This is a genomic window from Amycolatopsis sp. lyj-84 (assembly GCF_046549075.1).
Taxonomy (GTDB): domain Bacteria; phylum Actinomycetota; class Actinomycetes; order Mycobacteriales; family Pseudonocardiaceae; genus Amycolatopsis.
Genome location: NZ_JAJPWO010000008.1, coordinates 195,771 through 220,349, shown reverse-complemented (window position 1 = coordinate 220,349; position 24,579 = coordinate 195,771). Strand labels below are relative to the sequence as shown.

Here is a 24,579-nt window from a genome sequence, read left to right as displayed (position 1 = left end):
CCCAAATGGACGCCACGCCTCAATCACGTAGGCCGCGACAGCGCTCGACAGGCAAAGTCGACCGACGAGGATCGGTTATCCTCCTGGCCAACCCCTGGCTCCAAAATCAGTCAGAAATCTCAGCTCCGCCGAATTCAGTCAACACCGACGACCAACATTCAATCTGGCATACCCACGTCTTCGAACTCTCAAAGTTGCGCATGGAACGCCACCTGGATACGAGTTGTCCCGCGAGCGGTGCGTAGGAAGGCGTCCCCCTGGCCAGCAAGCGCCTCGGCTCCTGTCTCATCCATGATTATCCGACTGTCCGTGCTGGTCTTCACACGCAGAGCCAACTGTGCGGGAAAGTTCGAACGTATTGTGGTCGAGACCACATCCGCACTAGGGCGCTGGGTCGCCACTATTACGTGTATACCAGCCGCGCGAGCTTTTTGCGTCAACCGCTTCAACTGCTTTTCAATCGACGCCTTCTCATCTGGATCACTGGTGAGGTCAGCGTATTCATCCAAGACGACAACTCGCCACGGAAGCGACTCGACACCAGCAGTACGATTATACCCAGCCAGATCCCTGACTCGCACCTCTTTGAATTTCTGATACCGCATCTGCATCTCGTCCACGGATGCAGACAAGCTATCGATTGCATCTCCAGCATCCATTCCGATACCACCCACAGTGTGCGCATCATCGGCAAATTCGAGCAGCTCAGTACCCTTTGGGTCGACGATGAACAATTCAACACTTTCGGTCGAATATCGACAGAGCGCCCGAAGAAGTCCCTCCAAAGCAACCGACTTACCCGAACCAGTGGTACCAGCCACGAGAAGATGTGGCGAGTCGGGCGACGAGAAATCGAGCGATACCACGTTACCGTCAATATCTTCACCGACAGGGACCACCAGCCGATCTTCGAGCAACGGACTTCGTTGCCAAAGGTCCGAAGTGGTGACATGGTAACGCTCAGCAGGCGCCTTGGGCACCTCGAACACTATGGCCCCCCTGTCCAGCGAAGCACGGATGCGATCGCCACGAGGCAACGCCAGAGTCAACTGGATCTCATCCACGCGATTCACCACACGGTCTACAGTGACCCCTGGACGTGGAACCACTCGAAGCACATAGAATCCCGGCCCCTCGGACCAAGCACCTTCATTTGGCCGGGTCACCAAGACCTTATGCTGATCTAGAACATCCAGGAGTCGTTCGTAGCGCTCGCACAGCTTCACGTCACCCAGCCCACGTACTTCGCCGGGGAAAAATCCTTGATCCACATCTGTTGACAGCTCAGTCTGACCGACGTCCTCCGACACCTGTGTATCTGATGCAGATTCGCAGAGGTGTTCCGCCGCCAGTAAGGGTTCTGGATCCGCAGGAGGAGTCTGATCGGGCGAACACTCGTCGAGCAGTTTTCCCAGTACATCTTCCAGCTCTGGGCGATGTAGGCGGTAAGCCCTGTGTGAACCAAGCGAAGTCGGTGGTGGTGCCGAGGAAATTAAATCCGACACAATATAGACGGCGACGCCGGTTATGTCGTCGAGATTCACCTTTCCCTCGCGCACTGAGCCGACCACTTTCTCCGCAAGGCCGGGATATTCGTCGCCGAAGATCCGCCATGCCGGGAGCTCACTCGCCGGATACTTCACCTTGCTCGTTTGGTCCAGGGCACCAGCGAGCTCCTGCCACCAGAAGTCGCTGTCCTCGTAAGCTGGTTCTTCCTGACCAAAAGCCCAACGACAGAGCTCGGTGGTTCGGTCGAGCTGTTGTCTCGCAACGCTGATACCAGCATCACCGGTGCTCCGATATTTTGACTCGACAACCAGGATATCCAAGCGTATCTCGCCAGATTCATCGACCGTGAAGGTGAATCGTCCCAGATCCGCCCGCATACGTTGTCGATTGCCGAACCAATTCAAGTGCTCGTCGAAACCGATCCAGACTTCCAACCCGGAGCGGGTCTCGTCAACCGGCATCTGCCGCGCCACCTCGTACCGGCTGACGACCAAGCCGACAATCTCGTGCGCCGCCCGTCCGAGCCCCAACGCTCGCAGGACAGCGCCTGGCACGACATGCCTCCCGACCTCGTACAGCCGGGTCGCCAACAACTCAGCAGGGAGCCGACTGGTGATCTTGAGATCGTTACGGAGCTTTCGTTCAAGACGCCTCACGACAAACCGCCGGCCGGTGGTCGAGCTGACTATGAGTGTATAGGCCTCATTCTTACCGACTCCGGTACGAACAAGGATCACATCCGGGCGCTCACCGATTTCATCCAAGGCATCGATCTGGTCTCTGCCCACGAACGAGTCCAATGTGACCACCCAATGGGCGACTCGATGCAGCTCCGCGAACAGATCCTGTTGTCGATCAAACCTGACCTGTAGTGAAAAGTAGTCGGTGTTGGCCTCCTCTTGCGGCGCCACCGGCGAGTGGCCGTCTTGCCGAACACAGAGCGTCGACCACGTTTCCAGCATCGGGTCGTGTTGTTGAGGTAACAGGACCCGCACGACGTTCTGATGGCTCTCGCTCAAGTCATGAGTAGCAGCGTGCAGCCATGGATCGAACGCACCGGACAGCGCCGCACCTTTCGAGCGCGTGAGGTTCTTGAGTGACGTCCTCGTCCCGAACAATGCGGGCGCCAGGGCAACGTCGACCTTGTCGATCAGGTCGCCGAGGTGTGGCGCTACCTCCAAGTTCCAGCTCTTGAGAACAAGCTGAATACTAGGGAAGAGTTGCTCCTCAGCCGTCTCCTCGTCACCGAAAGCTTCTTCGAAACTTCGGACGATATCGTCGTGCGACGCTTGTGGTGCGAACAAGCGAAGCTCGATGCGGACTCCGGGCACCCGCTGCCTCACTCGTTGGGCGAGCCGCAACGGCAATCTTGGCGTACCGTCACGGGACAACAACAACACGACTACTCCGTCACGTTTGTACGGGTACGTCTCCAGATACGAGACGATCACGTTCACCATCTCGTCGATTGCAGTGTCGTCCACCGTGGACAACCACTCACGGCTTTCGTGTCCGCCCTGCCGCACTGCAGCGTACTCTTCGTGCCAACCGTGCTCGCGCATGGCAAGCGCCACCATTTCATCCGCACCCACGACGAAAGGCGGCAGCCCATGTGGCGATGTTCGGTCGAGGAGGTCAAAAAACAACTCTGTGTTCCCAGGGTTCAACCTGAGGCCATCAGAAAGCTCACTGGACAGGTACTTCGACATGCGAGATAAGTGTGCCTGAATCCAACGAATACGCAACGGATGAGTACCGAGCATGACTAATCGATCACCGGGAAGCTCGACGACATCGGAGAGAACGATTTCCTCAAGAGCAGGAAGCGGCGAATTGACTGGAACCAGCTGCACTCGGGCCTCGGTAACCAGTTCCTCCCATCCACTCACGTATCCGGACAAGTCCTCCTCTGTTAATCCAGTCCGCAATCTGGCGAAATATTCGACCCGATGTCGACGCAAACGAGAAGTGATCGTTTCGTCCTGCACTGGTTCATCCTGAACCATATCCCAATCGCGAGGGTCGACGAAGGAGTCACACCACTTCTCCAGGCTGTCCGGTACTCGAAGACCGTGGAAGGCCCTGTCCCGATGGAGCAGCATTGCGAACATGATGATCCCCGTGTTCGCCAGTGGCTCCCAACGCAAGCGTCGAGTACTCCCCTCTTCAAGGACAGTAAGCGCAAGCCGGAGTGGAGCCCAAGCCACTGACGGGTCGAATTCGTCTTCATCACTGGGCATGTCCGGACGAACATGAACCCGCAGCCGTTCGTCGATCCGGAGAGTCCGCTCGCCGTCTGACGAGCGATCAGCGACTTCATCGAGTACAGACCCGAACAGCAGCCAGAACAACCATCGAGTCCACACACCTTCGCTGGAGTTGCCCTCCAAGCCGAGCAGCACCTCCGCGCCCTCGGCTTCATGAAGTACATGGAGGCCGTGCAGAATTGCCCGAAGAGGGTCCGGCTCGACACGGGTATCCGGGAAAGCGAGCTTCTCGATGCGCCGGCGCAGCCGTTGTGGAAGCTCGTCGATCAGCGCGACATCCCCCTGAGTGGGTTCCGCCTTCAGCAGCCGGGCCGCAGCATCCTGTTCTCCGGCATCCAGGCCTGCCTCCACGTCGAGGGTGTCGAATTCATGCAGCCGACCAGCTGCTTCATTCTCGAAATGCAGGCGGATCTTTGCCCCCAGGCCTTGCCGCACTCTTGGGTCGAGCAAACTGAGCCAAACCTCGAACTCGACCTTTTCCCGAGCGCCCTCCTGCCCACCCGCAGTTTGGACCACGTCGCGCATGTGACGTTTAAGCTCAGCTATTTCGACGGCTCCGGCCCGGCGAAGCACATCCTCATCGAACACAATACTGTTGATGCGTTCGAGCAGCTCTTCATCACCGATCTGAGCACATGCCTTCTGATTTCTCCCGAACCGGCTTCGCGCACCTCGATCGTCGATGAAGAGAAGTGAATCAGGGAGCAATCCGAGTTTGGCCAATCGCCGACCCACGACCCGGTCGATCTCATCCGAAGTGAGAGAAGGTACGCTTGACAGATCTTCACATACTGAAGCGACAAACCCTGTCCACTTGCGCAGTGAAACTTCTTGATCACCAGAGAATGAGTCGTGAATGTATGTCAACCTTGCCCTCAAATGGGCAGGTATGTCCTGGTCGCGATCAGCCAACACCCAGGCATGGCCGGTCACCAGATCCTCGCTTCCCTGCAGGGCCAGAACGCCACGATCTTCAATGGAATGCAGCGAGTTCAACAATCCCGATTCATCACTTTGGTCTTCGTACTCCAGTACGATCAGAGCCGAGACATCTGCCCTATTGCGCCACGACGTGAGGGTCTCTCCTTGAGTCAGACGTTGATGCTCAGGAAAACCTGACCGCGGATCACGGGTACCTACCTTGACGACAACTGGTGCACGACTTCCCTCTAGGCAGAAATTGTCGAGCTCAGCGGAGATCGCAGCTACCTCATCGCGAGAAAAGCCCGTGATACGAACAGCCGGCCTCGAGGCCCCGGGCGCGTGGGCCGATTTCAGCTCACCTCGAGTGATATCCGCGACCACCTTGCCGATAATAGCAGTGATACTGTTCATCGAATCTCTCCATGCACCAGATCAGTCGCATCAGAATAGTGGGTGAGCAGACCAGCGCTTTCCAATCGCTGACGGAACTCTGAGCGATTTGCCCGAAAGTCCGCCTCGTCGATGCCACCGGTCAGTTCCGCACTACGCGCCTCGGAGGGGCCGATGACAAGTGCCAATTCTTCGAACAGTATTCGACAGTACTCTTCGAATTCGATGTCTACGCCGTCAGGAATTGTCGCAGCCAAGAGAGCCTCTAGCATCGGAGCCTTGAAGGTGAAATGGCGCTTTCCTGAAGTTGCATTGAGAGCCCCTACGGCAGCCAACGTCTCACTGAAGAAGGCTCGAGGTGACGCCGCAAACGCCGGATTCGGTTGAGTGTACTTGGCTGCAACCTCCAAGCCGTCAGATGCCTTGAGTTCGACAGCAGTCTTCGCCAGGGCTTTCACGATGTCCCAGCGATACCCCGTGAGCCTCTCTTGCGAGTTCTTCCGAATCGGGTTTGCCCTGGACAGCGCATCGACCGTGATCGACTCACGCGATTTTCCGATCTTGACCCGCGCCAGGTGCAATTGATGCCTGACGACACAGTAAGGAACCCAATGGAGGAGCTGCTCCACACGCTTAGCGCGGGGCACCGAAACCCGGTTTCCGATCTGATCACAGCCAGAGCGGAGAAGGCTCGGCCATGGACTGACGTCGCCATTGACGACCGCGTCAGATTCGGATTCGTCAGTGAAGAGCTGAGAGCTCTTCACTCGATCATGTGAATGGATGGCACCAGCAATTCGACCCAGCGCCGTGTCACTGTCCATTACCAAAGATTCGAGCATTCGCGCGACCCGATCACGCCGGCCCAGATCCGGATCGGTCCGCAATACGTGATAGGCGAAGCCGCCGGCGTTGCGAAACATGTACCTCTCGATGGAGAATCCTCCGCGACGATCAACGGCGTCATAGTGCACGAGCTCACCGACAAAGGGATAGAAGTGCGCCGCGAACCATGGCGGCCGCTTCACCCTCCGGCCCGGAACGGTGATGACGAGCGACGAGAAGAGTGCTCGCAAAGTAGTTTCCGTCGTCTCACCTTCAACCGCCTCGACCAATTCTTCCCGACTGATGCTCGTTCCCATCGCAAGTCGGCGAGCGAGGTCATGAGAGCGACGTTCGTATTCGATGGGCTCACTTGTGTTGCTCAACAGAGACCCGCCCGCGTCTATAATTCCGCGACAGATCGCCAGGAGCTCCAATGAGATGTAGAAGCCTCTGCCTTGTTCCTGGAACGTAGTGCCGAACAACTCATGGACTATCTTCGCACCCACTCGATCATTCGCCATCTCAGGCCTCCCCCGAACGAATCCGTTCGCCTACGTCGATTGACAGAGTCCTGCGCTCACTACCGACAAGCACGACGATTTCGTCCATCTCACCATGCGGGACCGCTTTGGCGAGCAAGCCGTTGATCAACCGGATCTCGGCAACGTGTTCGGTCCTTGCGCGAAGCCCTTCGGCCCACCGCTGCAGCAGTTCGAAACGAAACAGGTTCAACGGTATGCACACATAGCCGTCGATGTCGATGAATGTTAACCTACTCAACCAGTCGACGGCATCGGGGAGCTCTGGCTCGTTGTCACAACTCCATTGAGCGACCTGCCCTCGCAACGTGACCCTCCGACTCTGCACACGACGCCCGACCACGGCCGCCCGACTGCGGTGATTCACGAAAGCCGGGTCGAGTACCAACAGATCAGGAGGGTTGGCGGGACGTCGAACGCCTTGAACAGCTTCCAACCCACGCAGAAGGATATCTCGGACTTCAGTTGTCGCACGGTCCCCCAAATCGCCCGTAGCAGCTTGTTCGAAGTGTTTTCCACTCCTGAGCCCCATCCTCTCAAAAGGCTCCGGCCCTGAATCCTCATCGAAGAACTCCCTGCGACGCAAGAACCTGAGTACGTTGTGGAGCGTCTCGCTTTCACGTTGGGCGTCACGCCGAGACTTCGGCGTGACGCCTCCCAACAGAGGCATAGGCGGCAGGAAATTCGTTTTTTCCGTGGTCGGGTCCAGCAGGTCATCGACCGCACGCAACGCGGTAGAGCCGGGATCGAGGCGGCGGAACGTGGTGAAGATCGGCACCTGTGGTCGCTGCGATGCACTCAGACGATCTCCGAAGAGCGCCTGGTGAAAGAGGTGCTTGTACTGCCACTCGTCCGTCAGCGACCTCCGATGGACGTCTTTGCAGTTGAGCCCGCCGGTGAGGGAGTAGGCGACCGCGGCCAGAGCCTGCCTGATGGTGATCACCGCGCCGGTGCGCTCCGCCGTGGCGAATAGTTTCTTGATTCTTTCCCGTCTACGTTTTCCACGCTCAGGATCGGCAAGTAGTCTGTGGTTTTCGAAAATAGGGCAAGATGCTTGCGCCTTGCACTTGTTGCAGGTCCGCCAGCTCCGACCGTCGGACCCCCAAGTGTTCAGTACCCAGTCGACAAGGCCGTTGTCAGCCTCGCCGACAACTGACTGATAGTTGAGATTGACGACGTGCACAGCCGGGTCGATGGCTGCACAGACCCCGTCGACTATTCCTGCCTCCAACGTTTTCGTGAAGACATCCAACTCAGGATCAGCGCTTTTCGCGACCGCGCGACGTAGTCTACCTTCATTGGCACAGACAACTGTGACTGTGTCGTCGTCGAGCGAACGCAAGTTCGCCAGCAGCTCGCCCGCAGCAACGATCTCGATGTCGCTGAGATCTTTCACGATCCGCAGGGGACGCTTGGACACAGGAGTGAGCGTGAGATCCCTATCGCCCATGGCTTCATTTTGGATAAGGCGATGAGCTTCTCGACTCTCGAGCCCACATTTCTGCAAGAGAAGTGCGCAGAGGTGCGTCTTACCGTGCCCGGCATCCCCGGTCAGGACAACGATCCGCACTGATGGCTCGTCGACAATGTTCAAGACGTGCTGAAACGCAGCCGTCGTGAAGCTACGTTCTGTCGGGTCACCCTGTTCGTAGACGCTGTCCGCCGACTTCGCGTTGAATGGTTGGAATCTACCCATTCGCTCGACGTGGCCGTTGACCTCGAACCTCATGCACCCTCCGGCTCTGTCGTCTGTCGATCCAGTATGACCCACGCTGAATTTAGCGGGCGCGCTACGTCACCAGACAGCATTTGCCAATGCTTGGGCCAAATGGGTTGTTCAGCGCCGATCCCGTAACGTCTTGATGATGTGCTGAGCGACCGTTTCTGAGGCCTCGTGCTCCCAGAAACGGAGAACTAGCCACCCACGAGCCTTGAGTTGTCGGTCCAGCCATCGATCCCGCGCGACGTTCGCTTCTAGCTTGCCCCGCCACCAGTCAGCATTTGCCTTCGGCCAGGTCACGTGCTGAGGGCAGGCGTGCCAGAAGCAGCCTTCGAGAAAGACTACAAGTTTCCTGCCACACCAGACGATGTCGCCGCGAGCTCTGAGATCCGGCTCCAGCCGGGTATCGATGCGATAGCGAATCCCTGCAGCGTGCAATGCTCTGCGGACCGCGATCTCCATTGACGTGTCGCGACGAGATTGCCCCTTGCATCCGTCGTCGGACCTGTTCGCTCGAGGCTGCAGGTTGACGTTGTGATGGACTCACAGTTCAGTCAACTCGACATGTCGGTCGGGGTCGTCACGAACCCGAGTGCGTAGTTGAGCCACGTCTTGCCTTTCCAGTGACGTGCGGCGCCGGGTCAGCGTTACTCCAGCTGCACGGGAAGGCGTTCGAAGGTGCCCTATCAGGCCGAGAACCGACCTCCGGAGCTACTTCCTTCTGTCCCTCATATACCCCTGCAAGTACTCTGCGGCAGTGATGGGGAGGGGTGATTCGGGTGGCTTGCTCCGCACCGAGCGCCTGTACGCCGGGCTGGGAAACTTGATCGAGGTGGTTCCCTCAAGGTTTACAACAGCGCCGATGGGCCGACCTGACCCATGGTTTCCTTCTGTCCGATAGTTGCCGAAAGCCTTCTCGCCCAAGGAGATCACGAACACTGGACGGTCACATAGCTGGCCACCGGGTAGATGCGCCCCCTGTCGCGGCAGACTAAATGACCGAGAATCCACCAGCTCTGTTCGCAGGAGTACCCAGCTTTCCACGATCTCCTTCACATGCTCCACCTCGATCGAAGTGACGCATGTCGGACACGGTCTCTAGCAGCACCCGATCTGGCTTCTGGTACTGAGTTGTCTCGACGAGGTACCTCGCGAGGTCCGACGCATCACCGCCTCGTACGTCACGAAAGACGGGTGTAGCGGATACCTATGTGGCAATAGGGTCGTCAAAGAGACTCTGTTCTCGAAGAAGCCTGATATACGGTCGCGGCCGACCTCTGACAGCCCTCTCCGGTCTCGCCGACACCTGAGAACAGGCTGAGGATGGAGGCCTCGTGGTTCACAGGCTGAGTTCACCACGAAGCCAGCGTGAACCTGAGCCGACGTCCCGTACACGTTCCAGCGGTGGAAGCGCCGATGCGGGGACGTGACAGCCACACAGTATCGACGGCGATGCGCCCCTTGGCTCACGCCTCATTCGGACAAGTAAAGAAACGGAGACTTTCTGCCCGCCAGTCGCACCGACAGATGCATACCCAAGAACAGCAAGAAGCCCTCCTGCAAAGAGGAGGGCTTCTCGGTACTGCTGTCTCAACCAGACGTGCGCCCGAAGGGATTCGAACCCCTGACCTTCTGATCCGTAGTCAGATGCTCTATCCAGCTGAGCTACGGGCGCTTGTTCAGTTTTTAATCTAGCACCTGCCGGAACAGGTGCCAGCGGAGGCTCCGGGATTTGAACCCGGGAGGGGGGGTTACCCCCAACCGCATTAGCAGTGCGGCGCCATAGACCAGACTAGGCGAAGCCTCCCAGGTCGAACGACCACTGCCCAGATAGGTTACACACCCCGCGAACCCCCGCGAAAGGGACCCCCCTTAGATCCGTTGCAGCGCTCTGAGCAGCAGCGGAGAGCGCCCGCCGAGTCCTTCGGCTTCGAAGACGGCGATGCCGACGCGGGGTAGGTCGCGGGCCGCGGGGTACGCCAGATAGCGCGGGACCCAGCGGGGCTGGAACTTCGCGTTGAAGCGGTAGAGGGTTTCGATCTGGATCCAACGTGAGAAGAATCGCAGCGTCCGGGCGGACAGGCGGGCGACGGGGCCGGCGCCGATGCGTTGGCCTTGTTCCAGGACGGCGCGGAAGGCGGCGAAGTTCAGGGACACGTGGTCGACGGGGGTCGTCAGGAGCAGTTCGGAGATCATCAGCTCGTTGATGCCGTTGTCCGCGGTCCGGTCACGGCGCATGACGTCCATCGAGAGGCCTTTCTCGCCCCACGGGACGAACTGGAGCAAGCCTCGAACGCGACCCTCGTGCTCGGCGGTGACCAGGACCGAGCCCGGATCGCCCATGCGGCCGAGAGCCATCGAGAAGCCGCGTTCGGTGTCGGTGCCGCGCCAGGTGGCGGCGAGGGCGCGGAGTTCGTCGAGTTCAGCGGGAGGCACGTCTTCGGCCTTGCGGACGCGGACGGCGTACCCGGCTCGCTTCGTGCGCGAGACGGCTTGGCGGACGCCGCGCATGGTGCGGCCTTCGAGGGTGAAGGTGCCGGTGTCGACGACGGCTTCGTCGCCGATCTCCAGCACCTCCAGGCCGAAGCGGGCCCAGACGGTCGCGCCCAGTTCCGAGCAGCCCATGGTCGCCGGGGTCCAGGCGTAGCGACGGCAGACGTCGAGGTACTCCTCGATCGCGCCCGGCCACGCTTCCGGGTCGCCGAGGGGGTCCGCCGAGCACAGCGCGACACCGGCGATCACGCGATAGGTCACCGCGGCCTTCCCCGACTTCGAGAAGACCACGAACTTGTCCCTGCGTAGCGCGAAGTACCCCAGTGAGTCCCGTTCGCCCACCAGCGCCCTGAGCCGTTCGATCTCGTCATCGGTCAGCTCCGGCGCGGGTTCGGCCGAGCGGAGCAGGAAGTACGCGGCCAGCAGGACCGCGCCGATGCCGAACAGCAGGCCGACGGCCGCCGACAGGTCCTCCAGCCACAGCGCGTGGAACACCGCGGGGCCGCTGACGCCGACCAGGGCCAGGACCGACTGAGCGAGCCTGTCACCGACGTCCAGGGGCTCCAGCGCCCTGGCGACCGACAGCAGCACGAAGTTGATCGCGACCCCGGCCACCGTCAGCTGCAGGAAGACCCGGACCGCACGCCACCGTCCAGTGACCGGATCGGGGAGCGCGATGAAGTGACGCCGCGTCGCGATCAGGGCGATCAGCAGCGCGAGCGACACGAGGCCGGCGCCGAGGACGTGCCGCAGGCCGAGGTGCGACACGGTCAGCAGGACGGCGGCGGCGACCGCCAGTTGCCAGGCTCGTCGCTTCCGCCGCTTGAGGCCGGCGGCGAGCAGCACGAGCAGCACACCGGTCACCAGCGCGACCGTCGCCGCGCCGACCGTGGCCTCGTGCGGCAGTTCCAGCCATTCGGCGACGTGCCCGCGCAGGGTGCGCCGCCCGGCCGGGACCAGCACCGAGACCAGGGCCAGCAGTCCGGCCAGCCGCGTCACCCAGGTGACCACCACCACCGAGGTGGCACCCGCCACCCGCCACGCGCCCGCCAAGTCCCGCCCCTAGGTTCAGCTCCTTGCCAGCTCCACGAACGGTACAAGGGCGTCGGGGTTCAGCAGCGCATCCCGGCTGACGGCGCGGTCAGGTGAAACCCCCGAAAGGATCTTCTTGACCGGAACCTCGCATTTCTTGCCGTTGAGCGTGCGGGGTACCTCGGTCACCTGGACGAACCGGTCGGGCACGTGCCGCGGCGAGAGGGCTCCTCGCAGCTCCTTGCGCAAGGCGGGCTCGACCTCGTCGAGCGAGACGCCTTCGGCCAGGACGAGGAAGCACAGCAGTTGCCCCTCCTCGTTGCCCGCCGCCGAAGTGTCGATCACCAGCGAATCCGCGACCTGGTCGAACGACTCGACGACCCGGTAGAACTCGGCCGTGCCCATCCGGACGCCGCCGCGGTTGAGCGTCGAGTCGCTGCGCCCGTAGATGACCGCGGAGCCGCGCCCGGTGATCCGGATCCAGTCGCCGTGCCGCCAGATCCCCGGGTACATCTCGAAGTACGCCTCGCGCAGCCGCGAGCCGTCCGGGTCGTTCCAGAAGAACACCGGCATCGACGGCATCGGCTCGGTGATCACCAGTTCGCCGACCGTCTCCACCACCGGTTTCCCCTGCTCGTCGAAGGCGGCGACGGCGGCGCCGAGCGCGCGCACCGAAAGCTCGCCCAGCCAGACCGGGACGTCCGGGGCCGACGTGACGAACGCCGCGCACAGGTCCGTGCCACCGGACACCGAGCAGATCTGGACGCGTTTGCCGACCTCGTCGACGATCCACCGGAAGCCCTCGACACTCAACGGCGCACCGGTGGATCCCAAGGCGCGCAACGCGGTGAGGTCGTAGCGCTCGGCCGGTTTGATCCCGGCCTTCAGGCAGCTCTGGATGTACGGCGCCGACGTGCCGAAGTAGGTGACGCGATGCTGTTCGGCCAGATGCCACAGCACGTTGAGGTCCGGGCTGCCGGGGCTGCCGTCGAAGAGCACGATCGTCGTCCCGGTCAGCAGGCCGGAGATGAGGAAGTTCCACATCATCCAGCCGGTGGTGGTGAACCAGAAGAACCGGTCGCCCGGGCCGAGATCGCTTTGCAGGGCAAGGGCTTTGAGGTGTTCGAGGGTGATCCCGCCGTGCCCGTGGACGATGCCCTTCGGCAGCCCGGTGGTCCCCGAGGAGTACAGGACCCACAGCGGGTGGGCGAATTCGACGGGCTCGAAGGCCAGTTCCGCGCCGGCGTTGTCGGTGAGCAGCGTGTCCCAGTCGAGGGTTCCGTCGAGGCGGCCGCCCGCGTAGTCGATGAGCACGGTCGCTTCGAGCGTGGAGATCTCGTCCCGCAACGAGTTCACCGTCGAACGGCTGTCGAACCACCGTCCATTGTAGACGTACCCGTTGACCGCGATCAGCACCTTCGGCTCGATCTGCGCGAAGCGGTCGGTGATCGCGCGGACCCCGAAGTCCGGCGAGCACGACGACCAGACGGCGCCGAGGCTCGCGGTGGCGAGGAAGGCGATCAGCGTCTGCGGGCAGTTCGGCGCCAGTGCGACGACTCTGTCCCCTTTGGACACTCCCAGCTTCCGCAGGCCCTCCCTCGCGGAAGCGACGGCGGAACGCAAGGCGCCGTACGTCAGTTGTGACGAGAGGCCGTCTTCGCGGTGGAAGATCACGGCGATCTCGTCGTCGGCCTTCGCGGCGCCCGCGACGCCGGGCATGAGCGAGTGCTCGGCGTAGTTCAGCGTGCCGCCCTCGAACCACCGGGCGTTCGGCATCTCGCCGGTGAGCACTTCGCCAGGCTGATCGTGCCAGCGCAGGCCGAGGAATTCGCCGACGGCCGACCAGAACTCCGGTCCGCGCCGCACGGAGAACTCCCACAACTCGTTGTAGTCGTCGACTTCCACGCCGCGTTCGGTGCGCAGCCACTGGCGGAACGCGTCGATCTTGGTGTCGGACAGGCGGCTCGGCTCGGGGCGCCAGAGCACTTCTGGGGCGTCGGCGGTGTGCGTCACCCCGCGATGTTAACCCTCGTTAACCTACTTGGCGAGCCCCTGTGAACAGCTCGTACGCCATCGTCTTGAGGCGCCCCGCGTCGAGCGGGGTGATCGTCAGCCACCCTCGATCGCGACGGAGTCCGTAGCGGCCGTCGGGGGTGTCCACCCAGGTCAGCGTGCCTTCTCCGCGCACCCAGCGGCCCTCCCACGACTTCCTGGCCGCCCCGAGCCGCCCGCTGCCGATCCGCTGCGTCGCGATCCGCACCATCACGATGACCTCGGGTTCGCGCAGCCCGGCGTCGCGCAGGACATCGGAGAAAGCCGGCTGCCCGCCACGCTCCCCCGCCTCGCAGGCCGCCGTGTAGTCGTCGACGCGCAGGTTGACCGAGAGGCCCCGCCCCTGCTCGCATGGCGGCAACGCCTGCAGCAGGGTCGCGGCGACGAGGGGTTCCCGCAGCGCGGACAGCTCGACGTCGGTGCCCGCGACGCCGATCGCGACCGCGCCGCGATCGGACACGCAGCCGACGGCCCGGTACGCGGGATCGCCGTCGAGCCGCAGGTCCAGCGTCAGTTCGCTGTTCGCGAGGGTGTGCAGCAGCCCCACCAGTTCCGGCGCGGGGGCCTCCACCGTGCCGAGGCCGCGTTCCGACAGCGTCCGGCTCGCCGTGCCGACCAGTTCGGCGCGGAACTCCGGCGTCCGCCCGACGTGCGGAACCTCCAGCACCGCGGGCAGTTCGTCGCGCCCGTGCGCCGACCACAGGAGGAAGAGCTCGCCGATGTGCAGGCGGATCCAGTCCATCAGCGGCCGCCTCTCGGGTCTTCGCCGATGACCGGCGGGGTCACCTGCCCGCTCAGGCCCCAGATGTCGGCATCCTCGACGAGGTAGTCCGGTGCCTTGTGGTCTTCTTCGCCCTGACGTCCTTGCTGAGGCGCCATCCCCATCGGCATCCCGCCGAAGCCGCCCATACCCGCGGCCGCGGCCCGTGTCCCGGCCACCTGGCCGGATTGCCCCGACGGCCCGAAACCGCCGGCGCCGGATCGGCCGCCCTGCCCGAGTTGCTCTTGGGTTCCGCCGGAGGTTCCGGGCGGTGACGGCACGAAGGCGCCGCTGCTCGCGCCGGGCCCGCGCGGCGCCTCGGCGGGCTCCCGCACCTGGATCGGGGCGACGTCGTCGGTGCCGCTGCTGCGGGTCGTGTCGTCCGGTGGCGGCACCGGTTCCGGTTCGGGTTTCGGCCGCGGCTCCGGCTCTTCAGGCGTCTTGAGGAGCTGCGGCTGCTTGCCGTACGAAGTGAAGCGAGGGACGTTTTCGTAGACCTCGCCGGAGCTCTGCTGCATCCGCGTCATCACGTCGGCGGCCTGACGGTGCGAGTCCTGTGCCCTCTCGTCGGTCGGTTCGGCGACGATCCGCCCAGCCTCGGCGAAGCCGGGATTCGAGGGCGCCGATGCCGACATGGCTTGCGTCGAATCGGAGACCGGGATCGGGCGGCGCCTCGGCGGCTCCGGCACCTTCGGCCGAGGGGCGGCTCCCGGCGGCTCGGGCATCGTTCGCCGCGCGGTTTCGGCGATGTCCGCCTGGCGGCGTACGCAGTTCGCGACGTTCTCCGCGCGCCAGCCGGTCTCATCGGCCCAGTCGACGAGCTTGATCGCGGCGTCACGGGCCCTGTCGGCACCCTCGCCCGTCCAGCCGTCGGCGGTGGCGACGATGGCCGCCTTGAGCTCGGAAGCGGCCCTGTCCAGGAACGCGCCGATCTTCGCCCACTGTGCGGCGACGGCTTCCGCGCTCGCCAGGTCCAGCTCGTTGTGGACCATCTCGTAGAGCTCGCGGTGCGAGTAGCTCATCCAGTCGATGTCTGCGCGCAGGTGATCGGGGCCGGGTTGCGGCTCGGGCTCGGGCGGCGGCCACGGCGAGGGCAGGATGCGCATCAGTGCTCGTCCTTCCGCTCGGGTTCGACCATGTCCTCGAGGTCGAACCGGCGGGCGACCCGTTCGAGCTGCTCCTGGCCTTCCTCGTCCGCGGCGACGTACATCTTGCGCGCCGCCATCACGGTGAGCTGGAGGTCTTTGAGCACCACCGCGAAGTCCTTGAGGACGGGCAGTGCCGCTTCGGTCCCCTCGGTCGCCGCGCCCTGGAATCGTTCGCTCATCGTGTGCCCGACGAAGTTGTCGCCCAGTTTCAAGGGCGCCTTGAACTCCGTCGAGTCCTTGATCAGCGCGTTGAGCTCGTGACGCGCTTTCAGCAGCGCGTCGACGAGCTTCTTGGCGGCGTCCTCGGTGACCTTGACGGTCCCCTTCTTGGCAGCGGTCTTGGTGTCCCGGATCTGACCCGCCACCGGCGCCAAGGCCGGCGCCGAAGCACCGAACGCGGCTTGTGGCGTCACGGGCACCTTGGGTGACTGTGCCATTCGACCCTCCCCTGTCACATCTCAGGGGGATGTTAGCGCGAATGGAGTCAGCGTAGGTGGGCGTCGAACCAATTCAACGTGCGCTGCCAGGCCTCCGCGGCCGCATCCGGGTCGGCGTCGAAGCGGTGATTGGCGCCCGGGTAGTGGACGACGTTCGTCGCGACGCTCGCCGTCGCCGCCGCGTCACGCAGCTGTTCGACCTCGGCGCCGCCGGCCTCGTCGCCCGAGTCGCCGTACATGCCGAGCCACGGGCTGGTGAGCCGTCCCGCGATCTCGACGAGGACCGGCAACCCGGTGACCCCCTGCCCGCCGACGCTGACCGCCGCGCCCAGCCTGCGGTTCGACGCCACGACCAGAGCCGCCGTCCCGCCGAGGTCGAAACCGACGACACCGACGAGATCCGCCTGGACACCGCGATCACCGAGCCAGGCGAGCGTCGCGTCGGTGGCTTCGAGCAGGTCCTGCTGCGTGAGGTTGTCGCGATCGAGATGCGGGGTGACGGTGAGCCAGCCTTCGCCCGCGAGACCCGCCAGGAGCAGGCTCAAACCCTCTTCGACCTCTTCGGCTTCTTCATGCAACACCACGAGTCCGCCGCGGACGACGCCTTCCGGTTCGGCGAAGGTCAGGCGCAGCGTGTGGCCGTCGGCGTGCTGGTGTTCCACGGTGGTCGTCAGGGTCATTCCTCCATCAGACCACTCTTAGGTAAATATTCGGGGCTTGCCGTTGCGCGGGAGGATACGGTGTCGTTGCCGTCCCCCAGACGTAGGAGCGCCGAAGATGTCCCCTGTTTCGCCGCGTGCGGATCTCGAATCGTTGCCGAAGTACGTCCCTGGCCGGACAATCCAGGGCGCGATCAAGCTTGCGAGCAACGAGGTTCCCGGCGGGCCGTTGCCGAGTGTGGCGCAGGCCATAGCCGAGACGGCACAGGGCATCAACCGGTACCCGGACATCACGGCGTCCGCGCTCGTCGAGCGGCTGGCCCGCGAACTGAACGAGCCGGTCGAGCGGATCGCCATCGGCTGCGGCTCGGTTTCCCTTTGCCAGCAAATGATCCAGGCCCTGTGCGAACCGGGTGACGAGGTCGTCTTCCCGTGGCGTTCGTTCGAGGCGTACCCGATCGTCACGCAGGTCGCGAACGCCGTCAGCGTGAAGGTGCCGCTGACGACCGGGCACGGGTTGGATCTCGACGCGATGCTCGCCGCCATCACGCCGAAGACGCGGCTGGTCTTCGTGTGCAACCCCAACAACCCGACCGGGACCGTCTTGCGGCGCGCGGAGCTGGAGCGCTTCCTCGACGCCGTGCCGCCGGGTGTGCTCGTCGTGCTCGACGAGGCGTACAAGGAGTTCGTGACCGACGTCGAGGTGCCGGACGGCGTCGAACTGGCGCGTGGCAGGGACAACGTCGCGGTGCTTCGGACTTTCTCGAAGGCGTACGGCCTCGCCGGTCTCCGCGTGGGTTACGCGGTGGCGCCGGAAGCGATCACCGTCGCGCTGAAGCAGGTGTACGTCGCGTTCTCGGTGAACCTGATCGCCCAGGCGGCGGCCATCGCCTCCCTCGACGCGGCCGATGAACTGCTGGAGCGCTGCAAGGAGATCATCTCGGAGCGGACCCGCGTGCGGGATGCGCTGGTGGCCAAGGGTTACGAGGTTCCAGAGACGCAGGCGAACTTCGTCTGGCTGCCGCTGGGCGAGCGGACGACGGCCTTCGCGGAACACGCGCTGGAGCGGAAGCTGATCGTGCGCCCGTTCGCGGGCGAAGGCGCGCGAGTGACCATCGGGACGCCCGAGGAGAACGACACCTTCCTCGAAGCGGCCGCGGCTTTCCCGCGCTGACGCACACTTCGGGACAGCCCGTACTCCGTTCGCGGGGTGCGGGCTGTTCTATTTGAGGAGCAACTGCACCATCGCGGCGAGACCGACCACGACGATCACCGCGCGCAGCACGGTCGGCGAGAGCTTGCGGCCGATCTTCGCGCCGAGCTGGCCGCCGATCGTCGACCCGACCGCGAGCAGCGCGACCACGGGCCAGCTGATCGGCGCGGTGAAGGCGTAGATCGCGCCGGCGACGATGTTCACGACGGCGGAGAGCGCGTTCTTGACGCCGTTGAGCCGCTGCAGCGATTCGGACATCAGCATGCCCATCACCGCGACCATCATCACGCCCTGCGCGGCCGTGAAGTATCCGCCGTAGATGCCGATCAGGAAGATCAGGAACAGCAGGAGCGGCCCGATCTTGTGGACCTTCCCGTTCTCCTCGCGGCGCTTCGCGACCCAGGCGGCCACTCGCGGCTGGACGATCACCAGCACCACCGCGAGCCCGACCAGCGCGGGCACGACGGTCTCGAAGGCGTCCTTCGGCAGTGAGAGCAGCAGGATCGTCCCGCAGATCGCGCCGAGGAACGACGCGACGGCGAGTTTCACGACCTCGGGCCAATAGCCCTTGAGCTCATGGCGATACCCGATCGCCCCGCTGACCGTGCCGGGAGCGAGGCCGATCGCGTTGGACGTCGTCGCCGTCAGCGGCGAATAGCCGAGCGCGACCAGGACCGGGAAGGTCACGAGCGTGCCCGAGCCGACGACCGTGTTGATCGTGCCCGCCCAGAGTCCCGCGACGAAGATCAGGACCGCGTGCCACCAAGTCATAAAGCACTCACTCGCGCACCATAAGCACGGTTACCTCCTTTCGCGCTCTGGATGTGTCTCGTCGAACATTCAAGTGCCCGTTATGCCGTTTTCGGACTCCGGCAAATGCGCCGGAGTGATCTCCGCGGCGACCGTCCAGCCGAGCGTCAGGTACAGCGCCCGCCCTTCTTCCGTCGCGACCAGTACCGCCCTCTCCGCTCCGGCCGCCACCGCCACCTCGTCGAGCCTGCGCATGACGAACCGGCCCAGCCCTCGCCGCTGGTGCTCGGGCTCCGTCACCACCTGGTCGACCACCGCCGTCCCGCCGGCGATCGCGACCCGGCCGGTGGCCGCGCGCGAGCCGTCGGGCGCTCGCACCACGACGTCGGTGACCACGCCGTCGCCGACCAGTTCCGCCCGGTACGGCTCGGGCGCGGGCATCACGGGCCGCATCGCGAGCGGCGTGCTCATCAGATACTCCGGCGGGCCGACCTCCCAGTTCGGCGGCACCGTCTCCACCACCTCTTCACGCGAGCCGCTCACCTTCAGCCAGGTGCCGGGCTCGGTCAGCGCGCGAGCCCGGCGCGCGACCGATCCGGCGTCCGCCAGCACATATCGCACGCGATGCCCCGGACGCCCGACATCGAGCCGGTAGCCGTCCGATTCGGCCACCGGGACCCCGACGCCGCGGGAAAGCGCCCATCCGTGCACCCATGCTTTGATCAGCCCTGCCACCCCAGTCATCATTCGATGATGACACCGGTCACCGACATTTCCGGGCGGTTCGCCGAACCTGTCAGGATGAGGCCGTGGCCGACGACGAGCGCGAACAGGTGTGGAGCACGACGGTCGATCATCTGCGCACGATGATCGATTCGGGCAGACTCCCCGCCGGATCGAGGCTGCCGGCCGAACGCGCGCTGTGCGAACAACTCGGGATCAGCCGCGGTTCGCTGCGGCAGGCGTTGCGGGTGCTGGATTCCATCGGCTACGTGCAGGTGCGCCCGGGTTCGGGCACCTATGTCCGCGAGAACCTCGGCGAACAGCCGCTCCACACCTGGTTCTCCGAGCACGAGCAACTGGTCGAGAAGCTGTTCGACCTGCGGACCACCGTCGAACCGACACTGGCCGAGCGGCTCGCGCTCGACCACACGCCGCGGGTGCTGGAGCGGCTGGAAAGCACCGTCGACGAGATGGACCGGGCAGCGGCCGACGGCGACATGCTGCGCGTGATCGCGGCCGACGCGGAATTCCACCGGGTGATCGCGGGCAACGCGGGCAACGACGACGTCACCGATCTGCTGCGGTCGGTGCTCTCGCTGGTCGGTGAGGAACGACGGGCCGCGCTCCGGCTTCCGGGGCAGATCCGCAAGGCCGTCGACGAGCATCGCGCGATCCTCGAAGCGATCCGCCGTTCGGACGCGGAGTCCGCGCGGGAGATCACCCGGCGGCATCTGCTCGACGCCAAGACCTACGTCCACGACTACACGACCCGGGATTGACGCTTTCTTGACGGTGACGCCGCCACTGCGCGAGTATCGTTTTCAGAAGTTTGTGAAACTTCTGATGGGGGTGTGCGGTGGAGAAGGTCCGGTTCACCGAGGAGAAGGCGACGATGCTGGCCACGCTGTACGGCCGGGCGCTCGACGCCCGCAGTGAGCGGCCGGTCCTCGGTGACACGGCGGCCGACGAGGCCGTCAAGCAGATCGACTACGACTTCGCTTCGCTCGGCGTCGACGGCCAGCTCGGCTTGACCGTCGCGCTGCGGGCGAAGCCGATGGACGACTGGGCCGCGGCCTTCCTCCGGGAGCATCCGGACGCGACCGTCGTGCAACTCGGCTGCGGAATGGACAGCCGCGTGTACCGCCTCGACCCGCCGCCTTCGGTGCGCTGGTTCGACGTCGACTATCCCGATGTCGTCGCGCTGCGCGGCCGGATCTACCCCGCCCGGGAGGGATACCGGACCATCGGCTCGTCCGTGACGGACTTCGGCTGGATCGACGAGATCCCGTCGGACAAACCGGGCCTGGTGATCGCGGAGGGCCTGACGATGTATTTGCAACCGTCCGAGGGCGAAGAATTGCTGCGGCGTTTGATCGCGCATTTCCCGCAGGGCGGCGAAATGGTCTTCGACACGTTCAGCAGGCTGGGAATCAAGCTGCAGAAGCTGAATCCCGTGGTGCGCAAGGCCGGGGCGACGTTGTACTGGGGCATCGACGAGATCTCGGAGCTGGAGCGGCTCGGGCTGACGCTGGTCGCGAAGCTCGACTCGACGGATTACGCGACGCCTGAGGTGAAGGACCGGCTTTCGGGATCGATGCGGGCGCAGCTGTGGTTCGCGGGGCTTTTCCCGGCGTTCAAGAAGATGGGGCGGATCCTGCGGTTCCGATTCTGAGCCTCGTGGCCCGGAGGCGTGGCTCGCGTGATCAGGGACGGAACTCACGTGACTGGACGCCGCACTCGAGTGTTCCGCCCCCAATCACGCGAGTTCCTTGCCTGATCACGTGAGTTGCGTCCCGGGGCTCCGGAAGGTGAGCAGGGCCGCTCCCGACGTTGCGAAAGCCACTTTCTCAACCTTGAAGGTTGCGAAAGTGGCTTTCGCAACGCGCGAAGGCGAGGCGGAGGCACCACGTACCTCGGCGTCGGACCAGCTGGACCGAACGCTTACAGCAGGGTGTCAGCGTGACTCCAGTACCCGCTCCACGAACCGGTGCAGTTTGTCCTCCAGCCGGAGGACGCGTTCCTCCAGCGTCAGCGTTTCCGACGGCTGCGGCACGTCCGGCTTCAGCTCGCCGCGGATGTACTGGCTGCACGCGAGGTTCGCGCACGCGTAGATGCCGAGCGTGTTCCCCTCCCGCCCGGGCTTCCCCGCGCGGCGGCCGGAGAACAGCGCGATGTCGGACAGCGGATGTGTCGTCGTGCACAGGCCGCACATGTTGCTCAGCAGGACACGGCCCTTCGGCCGGGACGCGGCGCGAAGGGACAGTCCGACGGTTTCCCCGTGATAGGGCAGCACGAGATACGCCCTGGCGGTGGCCTTCGGATCACGCCAGCCGAGGAATTCCCTTTTCTCCCAAGGGATCTCGTCCGGGCGGGCGGGCAGGGTGACTCCCTTCGCCTCGCCGCGCGTGCAGTTCACGAAGGACGCCCTGATCTCGTCCTGTCCCAGCGGTTCCATACCGGCAAGGTAGCCACCGCACCCGGGAACCCGCCAACCGTTTTCCGCCGGAGGTCATACGATCACCGGGTGCGCGGGAAGACGATGTCGAGCCGGTTCCGGCTGGTGCTCAGGACCAGTCTCGGTTTCGCCACGCTCGGCATCGGGTCCAGTGTGTGCGGTGCCGGCGTGGTGGCGTTGCTGCTGCTCCTGCAGGGCCTGCCGAGCGAGGTCGGCGATCGCGGCTGGATCCTCGGGGTCACCGCGGCCGGGATCGTGGCGCTGTCGCTGGTGGTCGGCACCCTGTGGACGGCGTGGCTGCAGCGGCGCACGGCGGTCTGGTTCGTCTTCGGCCGCCCGCCGACGAAGGCCGAGGCCGCGCGGGCGCTCCGGCTCCCGGTCGACATGGGGATCGTGAGCGGGACGCTCTGGCTGATCGGCACGATCGTCCTCGGGGCACTCGCCAGGGTGCTCGGGTCCTGGATGGACGCGCTCGGGATGGCGCTGGTCATCGGGCTCGGCGGGCTGACCACGGTCGGCCTGACCTATCTCGCCGCGGAATGGGTCGCGCGGCCGGTGATGACGATCGCGCTCAAGGTCACCCCGCCGAAGGGGACGCTCAAGGTCACCGTGCGGACCAGGGTGATCGTCACCTGGTCGCTGGCGAGCGGCGTCCCGTTCCTCGGCGTGCTGCTGGTGGCCACGCCGCCGGACCTCGGCCAGGGCGACCACGTCGCGAGCCTGATCATGCTTTCGGTGATCGGGCTGGGCGTCGGCGCGATCGGGACGGGCCTGCTCGCGAAGGCCGTCGCGACCCCGTTGCACCGGCTCCGGGTCGCGCTCGACGAGATCGCGCGCGGCAACAAGGACATCGTGGTCGACGTCGACGACTCCAGTGAGATCGGCCTGCTGCAGACCTCGGTCAACGACCTCGCCGCCGGGCTCCGCGAACAGGAGCGGATGCGGGACCTGTTCGGCAGGCACGTCGGGGACGAGGTCGCCCGGCACGCGCTCGAGTACGGCGCCTCCCTTTCGGGTGACGTGCGCGAGGTGACAGCCCTGTTCGTCGACGTCGTCGATTCGACGGCCCTGGCCGGCCGCACGCCGCCCGAGGAGCTGGTGAAGATGCTCAACCGCTTCTTCACCAGCGTGGTCAACGCGGTCGGCGCCCGGGGCGGGCTGCTCAACAAGTTCCAGGGTGACGCCGCGCTCTGCGTCTTCGGCGCGCCGACCCGGCTCGCGGACGCGCCGACGTCGGCCCTTTCGGCCGCGCGGGCGATCCGGGACGCCGTCCAGAAGACCGGCGAGCTGGACCTCGGCATCGGGGTCGCGAGCGGGCGGGTCTTCGCCGGTCAGCTCGGGACGAGCAGCCGGTTCGAGTACACCGTCATCGGCGACGCGGTGAACGAGGCCGCACGACTGACCGAGCACGCGAAGTCCGCGGGCGGTCGCATCCTGGCCAGCGAGGCGGTGCTCAAGGCAGCGCTGGAGAGCGAGCGCTCGCACTGGGAGCCGTACGCGGAACTGGAGCTGCGCGGGCGCCAGGAACCGACGCACGCCTGGGAGGCGAGCCCGCTCAGCCCGGAATGACGTCCGGCCAGCTCAGCAGCGTCGAGCCCCAGGTCAGACCGGCCCCGAAGGCGCCCATCACGACACGGTTCCCCGGCTGGAGCGTCCCGTCCTTGACGGCGTCGGCCAGCGCGATCGGGATCGACGCGGCGCTCGTGTTGCCCACCTTCTCGATGTTCGAATACATCACGTCCTCCGCGAGCCCGAGCTGCTTCGCGCAGGTCTGCAGGATGCGGATGTTCGCCTGGTGCCCGATGAACCGGTCGATGTCGCCGACCATCCACCCGGCGGAATCCAGGACCGCGCGCGCCGACTCGGCCATCCGCGCGCAGGCGTGGCGGAAGACGGTCTGCCCCTGCATCACCAGATAGTGGTCACGCGGGTCTTCCGAGCGGCGGTTCTTCGCGCCGCCCGCCTCGACCCACAGCAGCTCCGCGAGCTCGCCTTCGCTGTGCAGGTCGAAGGCGCCGAGCGCGCCGAGTTCGCCGGGCTCACCCGCCCGCAGCAGGACCGCGCCCGCGCCGTCGCCGAAGATCGGCACCGTGCCGCGGTCGTCCGGGTCGACGAGCGAGGTGAAGACGTCCGCCCCGATCACCAGCACGCGCCGCGCGATCCCGGCGGCGATCAGCCCGGCGCCGGTGGCCAGCCCGTAGATGAACCCGCTGCACACGGCGTTGACGTCGAACGCGGCGACACCGTTCAGCCCGATCTTGGTCGCGACCTGCGGCGCGCTGGCCGGGCACAGCTGGTCGGCCGTCGACGTCGCGAGCACGACGGCGTCCGCGCCGTCCTCCCCGGCGGAGGCCAGCGCCCGGCGTCCCGCCTCGGCGGCGAGGTCCACAGTGGACGTCCCAGGGTCGACGACGCGGCGTTCGGCGATGCCGGTCCGCGAGCGGATCCACTCATCGGAGGTGTCCAGCCGCTGGGCGATCTCCTCGTTGCCCACCACGCGCGGAGGCAGCCAAGAGCCGAGACCGGCGAGAACGGCCGCCTGAGATGAGGGCACCAAGAAATCCTTTCGCGGGGAAAAAGAGAGGTCTGCCATTCACTTGTAAGCGCTACCATTCAGTAGACCCGTCAGTTGTGTTCCGGGTCACATTTCAAAGAATCCTCACCTTTCCCCGGCGCACTGTGC

Annotated in this window: 18 protein-coding genes and 2 tRNA genes; 4 read left to right on the top strand and 16 right to left on the bottom strand. The window is 64.8% G+C overall.

Annotation, left to right across the window (positions count from 1 at the left end; translation table 11 throughout):
- Positions 1 to 188: 188 nt before the first annotated feature.
- The 12 genes from ACLJRM_RS24835 to ACLJRM_RS24780 form a co-directional block, all read right to left on the bottom strand.
- Positions 189 to 5,111, bottom strand: coding sequence for an FtsK/SpoIIIE domain-containing protein (locus tag ACLJRM_RS24835; RefSeq protein ID WP_410664412.1), 4,923 nt, complete (start codon positions 5,109 to 5,111; stop codon positions 189 to 191).
- Positions 5,108 to 6,436 carry a hypothetical protein gene (locus tag ACLJRM_RS24830; RefSeq protein ID WP_410664411.1) on the bottom strand — a complete coding sequence of 443 codons (1,329 nt, stop codon included), beginning with the start codon at positions 6,434 to 6,436 and terminating at the stop codon, positions 5,108 to 5,110. The genes ACLJRM_RS24835 and ACLJRM_RS24830 overlap by 4 nt, the downstream gene beginning before the upstream one ends.
- Before the next feature lies 1 nt (position 6,437).
- Positions 6,438 to 8,183 (bottom strand): hypothetical protein, encoded by a 1,746-nt coding sequence (locus ACLJRM_RS24825; RefSeq protein WP_410664410.1) that lies wholly within the window; start codon positions 8,181 to 8,183, stop codon positions 6,438 to 6,440.
- Positions 8,184 to 8,291: 108 nt separating this feature from the next.
- The gene (gene vsr / locus ACLJRM_RS24820) at positions 8,292 to 8,699 is read right to left on the bottom strand and encodes a DNA mismatch endonuclease Vsr (RefSeq protein WP_410664536.1); all 408 of its coding nucleotides are present in this window, start codon (positions 8,697 to 8,699) and stop codon (positions 8,292 to 8,294) included.
- A 1,076-nt stretch (positions 8,700 to 9,775) separates the two neighbouring features.
- Positions 9,776 to 9,849: transfer RNA gene (locus tag ACLJRM_RS24815), tRNA-Arg, on the bottom strand.
- Positions 9,850 to 9,891: 42 nt separating this feature from the next.
- Positions 9,892 to 9,981: transfer RNA gene (locus ACLJRM_RS24810), tRNA-Ser, on the bottom strand.
- A gap of 65 nt (positions 9,982 to 10,046) precedes the next feature.
- Positions 10,047 to 11,702: a phosphatidylglycerol lysyltransferase domain-containing protein gene (locus ACLJRM_RS24805; RefSeq protein ID WP_410664535.1), complete on the bottom strand. Its 1,656-nt coding sequence runs from the start codon at positions 11,700 to 11,702 to the stop codon at positions 10,047 to 10,049.
- Between the two features lie 33 nt (positions 11,703 to 11,735).
- Positions 11,736 to 13,712: an acetoacetate--CoA ligase gene (locus tag ACLJRM_RS24800; protein ID WP_410664409.1), complete on the bottom strand. Its 1,977-nt coding sequence runs from the start codon at positions 13,710 to 13,712 to the stop codon at positions 11,736 to 11,738.
- A 19-nt stretch (positions 13,713 to 13,731) separates the two neighbouring features.
- Positions 13,732 to 14,493 carry an ESX secretion-associated protein EspG gene (locus ACLJRM_RS24795; RefSeq protein WP_410664408.1) on the bottom strand — a complete coding sequence of 254 codons (762 nt, stop codon included), beginning with the start codon at positions 14,491 to 14,493 and terminating at the stop codon, positions 13,732 to 13,734.
- Complete coding sequence (locus tag ACLJRM_RS24790) at positions 14,493 to 15,617, bottom strand: PPE domain-containing protein (RefSeq protein WP_410664407.1); 1,125 nt, start codon at positions 15,615 to 15,617, stop codon at positions 14,493 to 14,495. The genes ACLJRM_RS24795 and ACLJRM_RS24790 overlap by 1 nt, the downstream gene beginning before the upstream one ends.
- Positions 15,617 to 16,096 carry a hypothetical protein gene (locus ACLJRM_RS24785; protein ID WP_233223067.1) on the bottom strand — a complete coding sequence of 160 codons (480 nt, stop codon included), beginning with the start codon at positions 16,094 to 16,096 and terminating at the stop codon, positions 15,617 to 15,619. The genes ACLJRM_RS24790 and ACLJRM_RS24785 overlap by 1 nt, the downstream gene beginning before the upstream one ends.
- Before the next feature lie 47 nt (positions 16,097 to 16,143).
- Positions 16,144 to 16,776 carry a dienelactone hydrolase family protein gene (locus ACLJRM_RS24780; RefSeq protein ID WP_101611841.1) on the bottom strand — a complete coding sequence of 211 codons (633 nt, stop codon included), beginning with the start codon at positions 16,774 to 16,776 and terminating at the stop codon, positions 16,144 to 16,146.
- A gap of 97 nt (positions 16,777 to 16,873) precedes the next feature.
- On the opposite strand from ACLJRM_RS24780, the gene hisC reads away from it, so the two are divergent.
- Positions 16,874 to 17,929 (top strand): histidinol-phosphate transaminase, encoded by a 1,056-nt coding sequence (hisC, locus tag ACLJRM_RS24775; RefSeq protein WP_101611840.1) that lies wholly within the window; start codon positions 16,874 to 16,876, stop codon positions 17,927 to 17,929.
- A gap of 48 nt (positions 17,930 to 17,977) precedes the next feature.
- Here hisC and ACLJRM_RS24770 read toward each other — a convergent pair whose 3' ends face one another.
- Both ACLJRM_RS24770 and ACLJRM_RS24765 read right to left on the bottom strand, forming a co-directional pair.
- Positions 17,978 to 18,739, bottom strand: a complete 762-nt coding sequence (locus ACLJRM_RS24770; protein ID WP_101611839.1) for a sulfite exporter TauE/SafE family protein — start codon at positions 18,737 to 18,739, stop codon at positions 17,978 to 17,980.
- A 69-nt stretch (positions 18,740 to 18,808) separates the two neighbouring features.
- Positions 18,809 to 19,453 carry a GNAT family N-acetyltransferase gene (locus ACLJRM_RS24765; RefSeq protein ID WP_101611838.1) on the bottom strand — a complete coding sequence of 215 codons (645 nt, stop codon included), beginning with the start codon at positions 19,451 to 19,453 and terminating at the stop codon, positions 18,809 to 18,811.
- A 74-nt stretch (positions 19,454 to 19,527) separates the two neighbouring features.
- Between ACLJRM_RS24765 and ACLJRM_RS24760 the strand changes: the two genes are divergently transcribed.
- Positions 19,528 to 20,220, top strand: a complete 693-nt coding sequence (locus tag ACLJRM_RS24760) for a FadR/GntR family transcriptional regulator (RefSeq protein WP_101611837.1) — start codon at positions 19,528 to 19,530, stop codon at positions 20,218 to 20,220.
- Between the two features lie 77 nt (positions 20,221 to 20,297).
- Complete coding sequence (locus ACLJRM_RS24755) at positions 20,298 to 21,113, top strand: class I SAM-dependent methyltransferase (protein ID WP_101611836.1); 816 nt, start codon at positions 20,298 to 20,300, stop codon at positions 21,111 to 21,113.
- 282 nt (positions 21,114 to 21,395) lie between these two features.
- On the opposite strand, the gene ACLJRM_RS24750 is transcribed toward ACLJRM_RS24755, so the two are convergent.
- Positions 21,396 to 21,896, bottom strand: coding sequence for an FBP domain-containing protein (locus ACLJRM_RS24750; protein WP_101611835.1), 501 nt, complete (start codon positions 21,894 to 21,896; stop codon positions 21,396 to 21,398).
- Positions 21,897 to 21,980: 84 nt separating this feature from the next.
- Here ACLJRM_RS24750 and ACLJRM_RS24745 point away from each other — a divergent pair, with 84 nt between their 5' ends.
- On the top strand, positions 21,981 to 23,465 hold the full coding sequence (locus ACLJRM_RS24745) for an adenylate/guanylate cyclase domain-containing protein (protein WP_101611834.1): 1,485 nt from the start codon (positions 21,981 to 21,983) through the stop codon (positions 23,463 to 23,465).
- On the opposite strand, the gene ACLJRM_RS24740 is transcribed toward ACLJRM_RS24745, so the two are convergent.
- On the bottom strand, positions 23,452 to 24,489 hold the full coding sequence (locus ACLJRM_RS24740) for a beta-ketoacyl-ACP synthase III (protein ID WP_168214466.1): 1,038 nt from the start codon (positions 24,487 to 24,489) through the stop codon (positions 23,452 to 23,454). The two genes, ACLJRM_RS24745 and ACLJRM_RS24740, sit on opposite strands and share 14 nt — an antisense overlap.
- Between the last annotated feature and the right edge of the window lie 90 nt (positions 24,490 to 24,579).

Bases quoted from the DNA above. Each gene is read 5' to 3' on its own strand.
- ACLJRM_RS24835 (WP_410664412.1), bottom strand. From the start codon at position 5,111: ATGAACAGTATCACTGCTATTATCGGCAAGGTGGTCGCGGATATCACT.
- ACLJRM_RS24830 (WP_410664411.1), bottom strand. From the start codon at position 6,436: ATGGCGAATGATCGAGTGGGTGCGAAGATAGTCCATGAGTTGTTCGGC.
- ACLJRM_RS24825 (WP_410664410.1), bottom strand. From the start codon at position 8,183: ATGAGGTTCGAGGTCAACGGCCACGTCGAGCGAATGGGTAGATTCCAA.
- ACLJRM_RS24795 (WP_410664408.1), bottom strand. From the start codon at position 14,493: ATGGACTGGATCCGCCTGCACATCGGCGAGCTCTTCCTCCTGTGGTCG.
- ACLJRM_RS24790 (WP_410664407.1), bottom strand. From the start codon at position 15,617: ATGCGCATCCTGCCCTCGCCGTGGCCGCCGCCCGAGCCCGAGCCGCAA.
- ACLJRM_RS24785 (WP_233223067.1), bottom strand. From the start codon at position 16,096: ATGGCACAGTCACCCAAGGTGCCCGTGACGCCACAAGCCGCGTTCGGT.
- ACLJRM_RS24780 (WP_101611841.1), bottom strand. From the start codon at position 16,776: ATGACCCTGACGACCACCGTGGAACACCAGCACGCCGACGGCCACACG.
- hisC (WP_101611840.1), top strand. From the start codon at position 16,874: ATGTCCCCTGTTTCGCCGCGTGCGGATCTCGAATCGTTGCCGAAGTAC.
- ACLJRM_RS24770 (WP_101611839.1), bottom strand. From the start codon at position 18,739: ATGACTTGGTGGCACGCGGTCCTGATCTTCGTCGCGGGACTCTGGGCG.
- ACLJRM_RS24750 (WP_101611835.1), bottom strand. From the start codon at position 21,896: ATGGAACCGCTGGGACAGGACGAGATCAGGGCGTCCTTCGTGAACTGC.
- ACLJRM_RS24745 (WP_101611834.1), top strand. From the start codon at position 21,981: ATGTCGAGCCGGTTCCGGCTGGTGCTCAGGACCAGTCTCGGTTTCGCC.
- ACLJRM_RS24740 (WP_168214466.1), bottom strand. From the start codon at position 24,489: ATGGCAGACCTCTCTTTTTCCCCGCGAAAGGATTTCTTGGTGCCCTCA.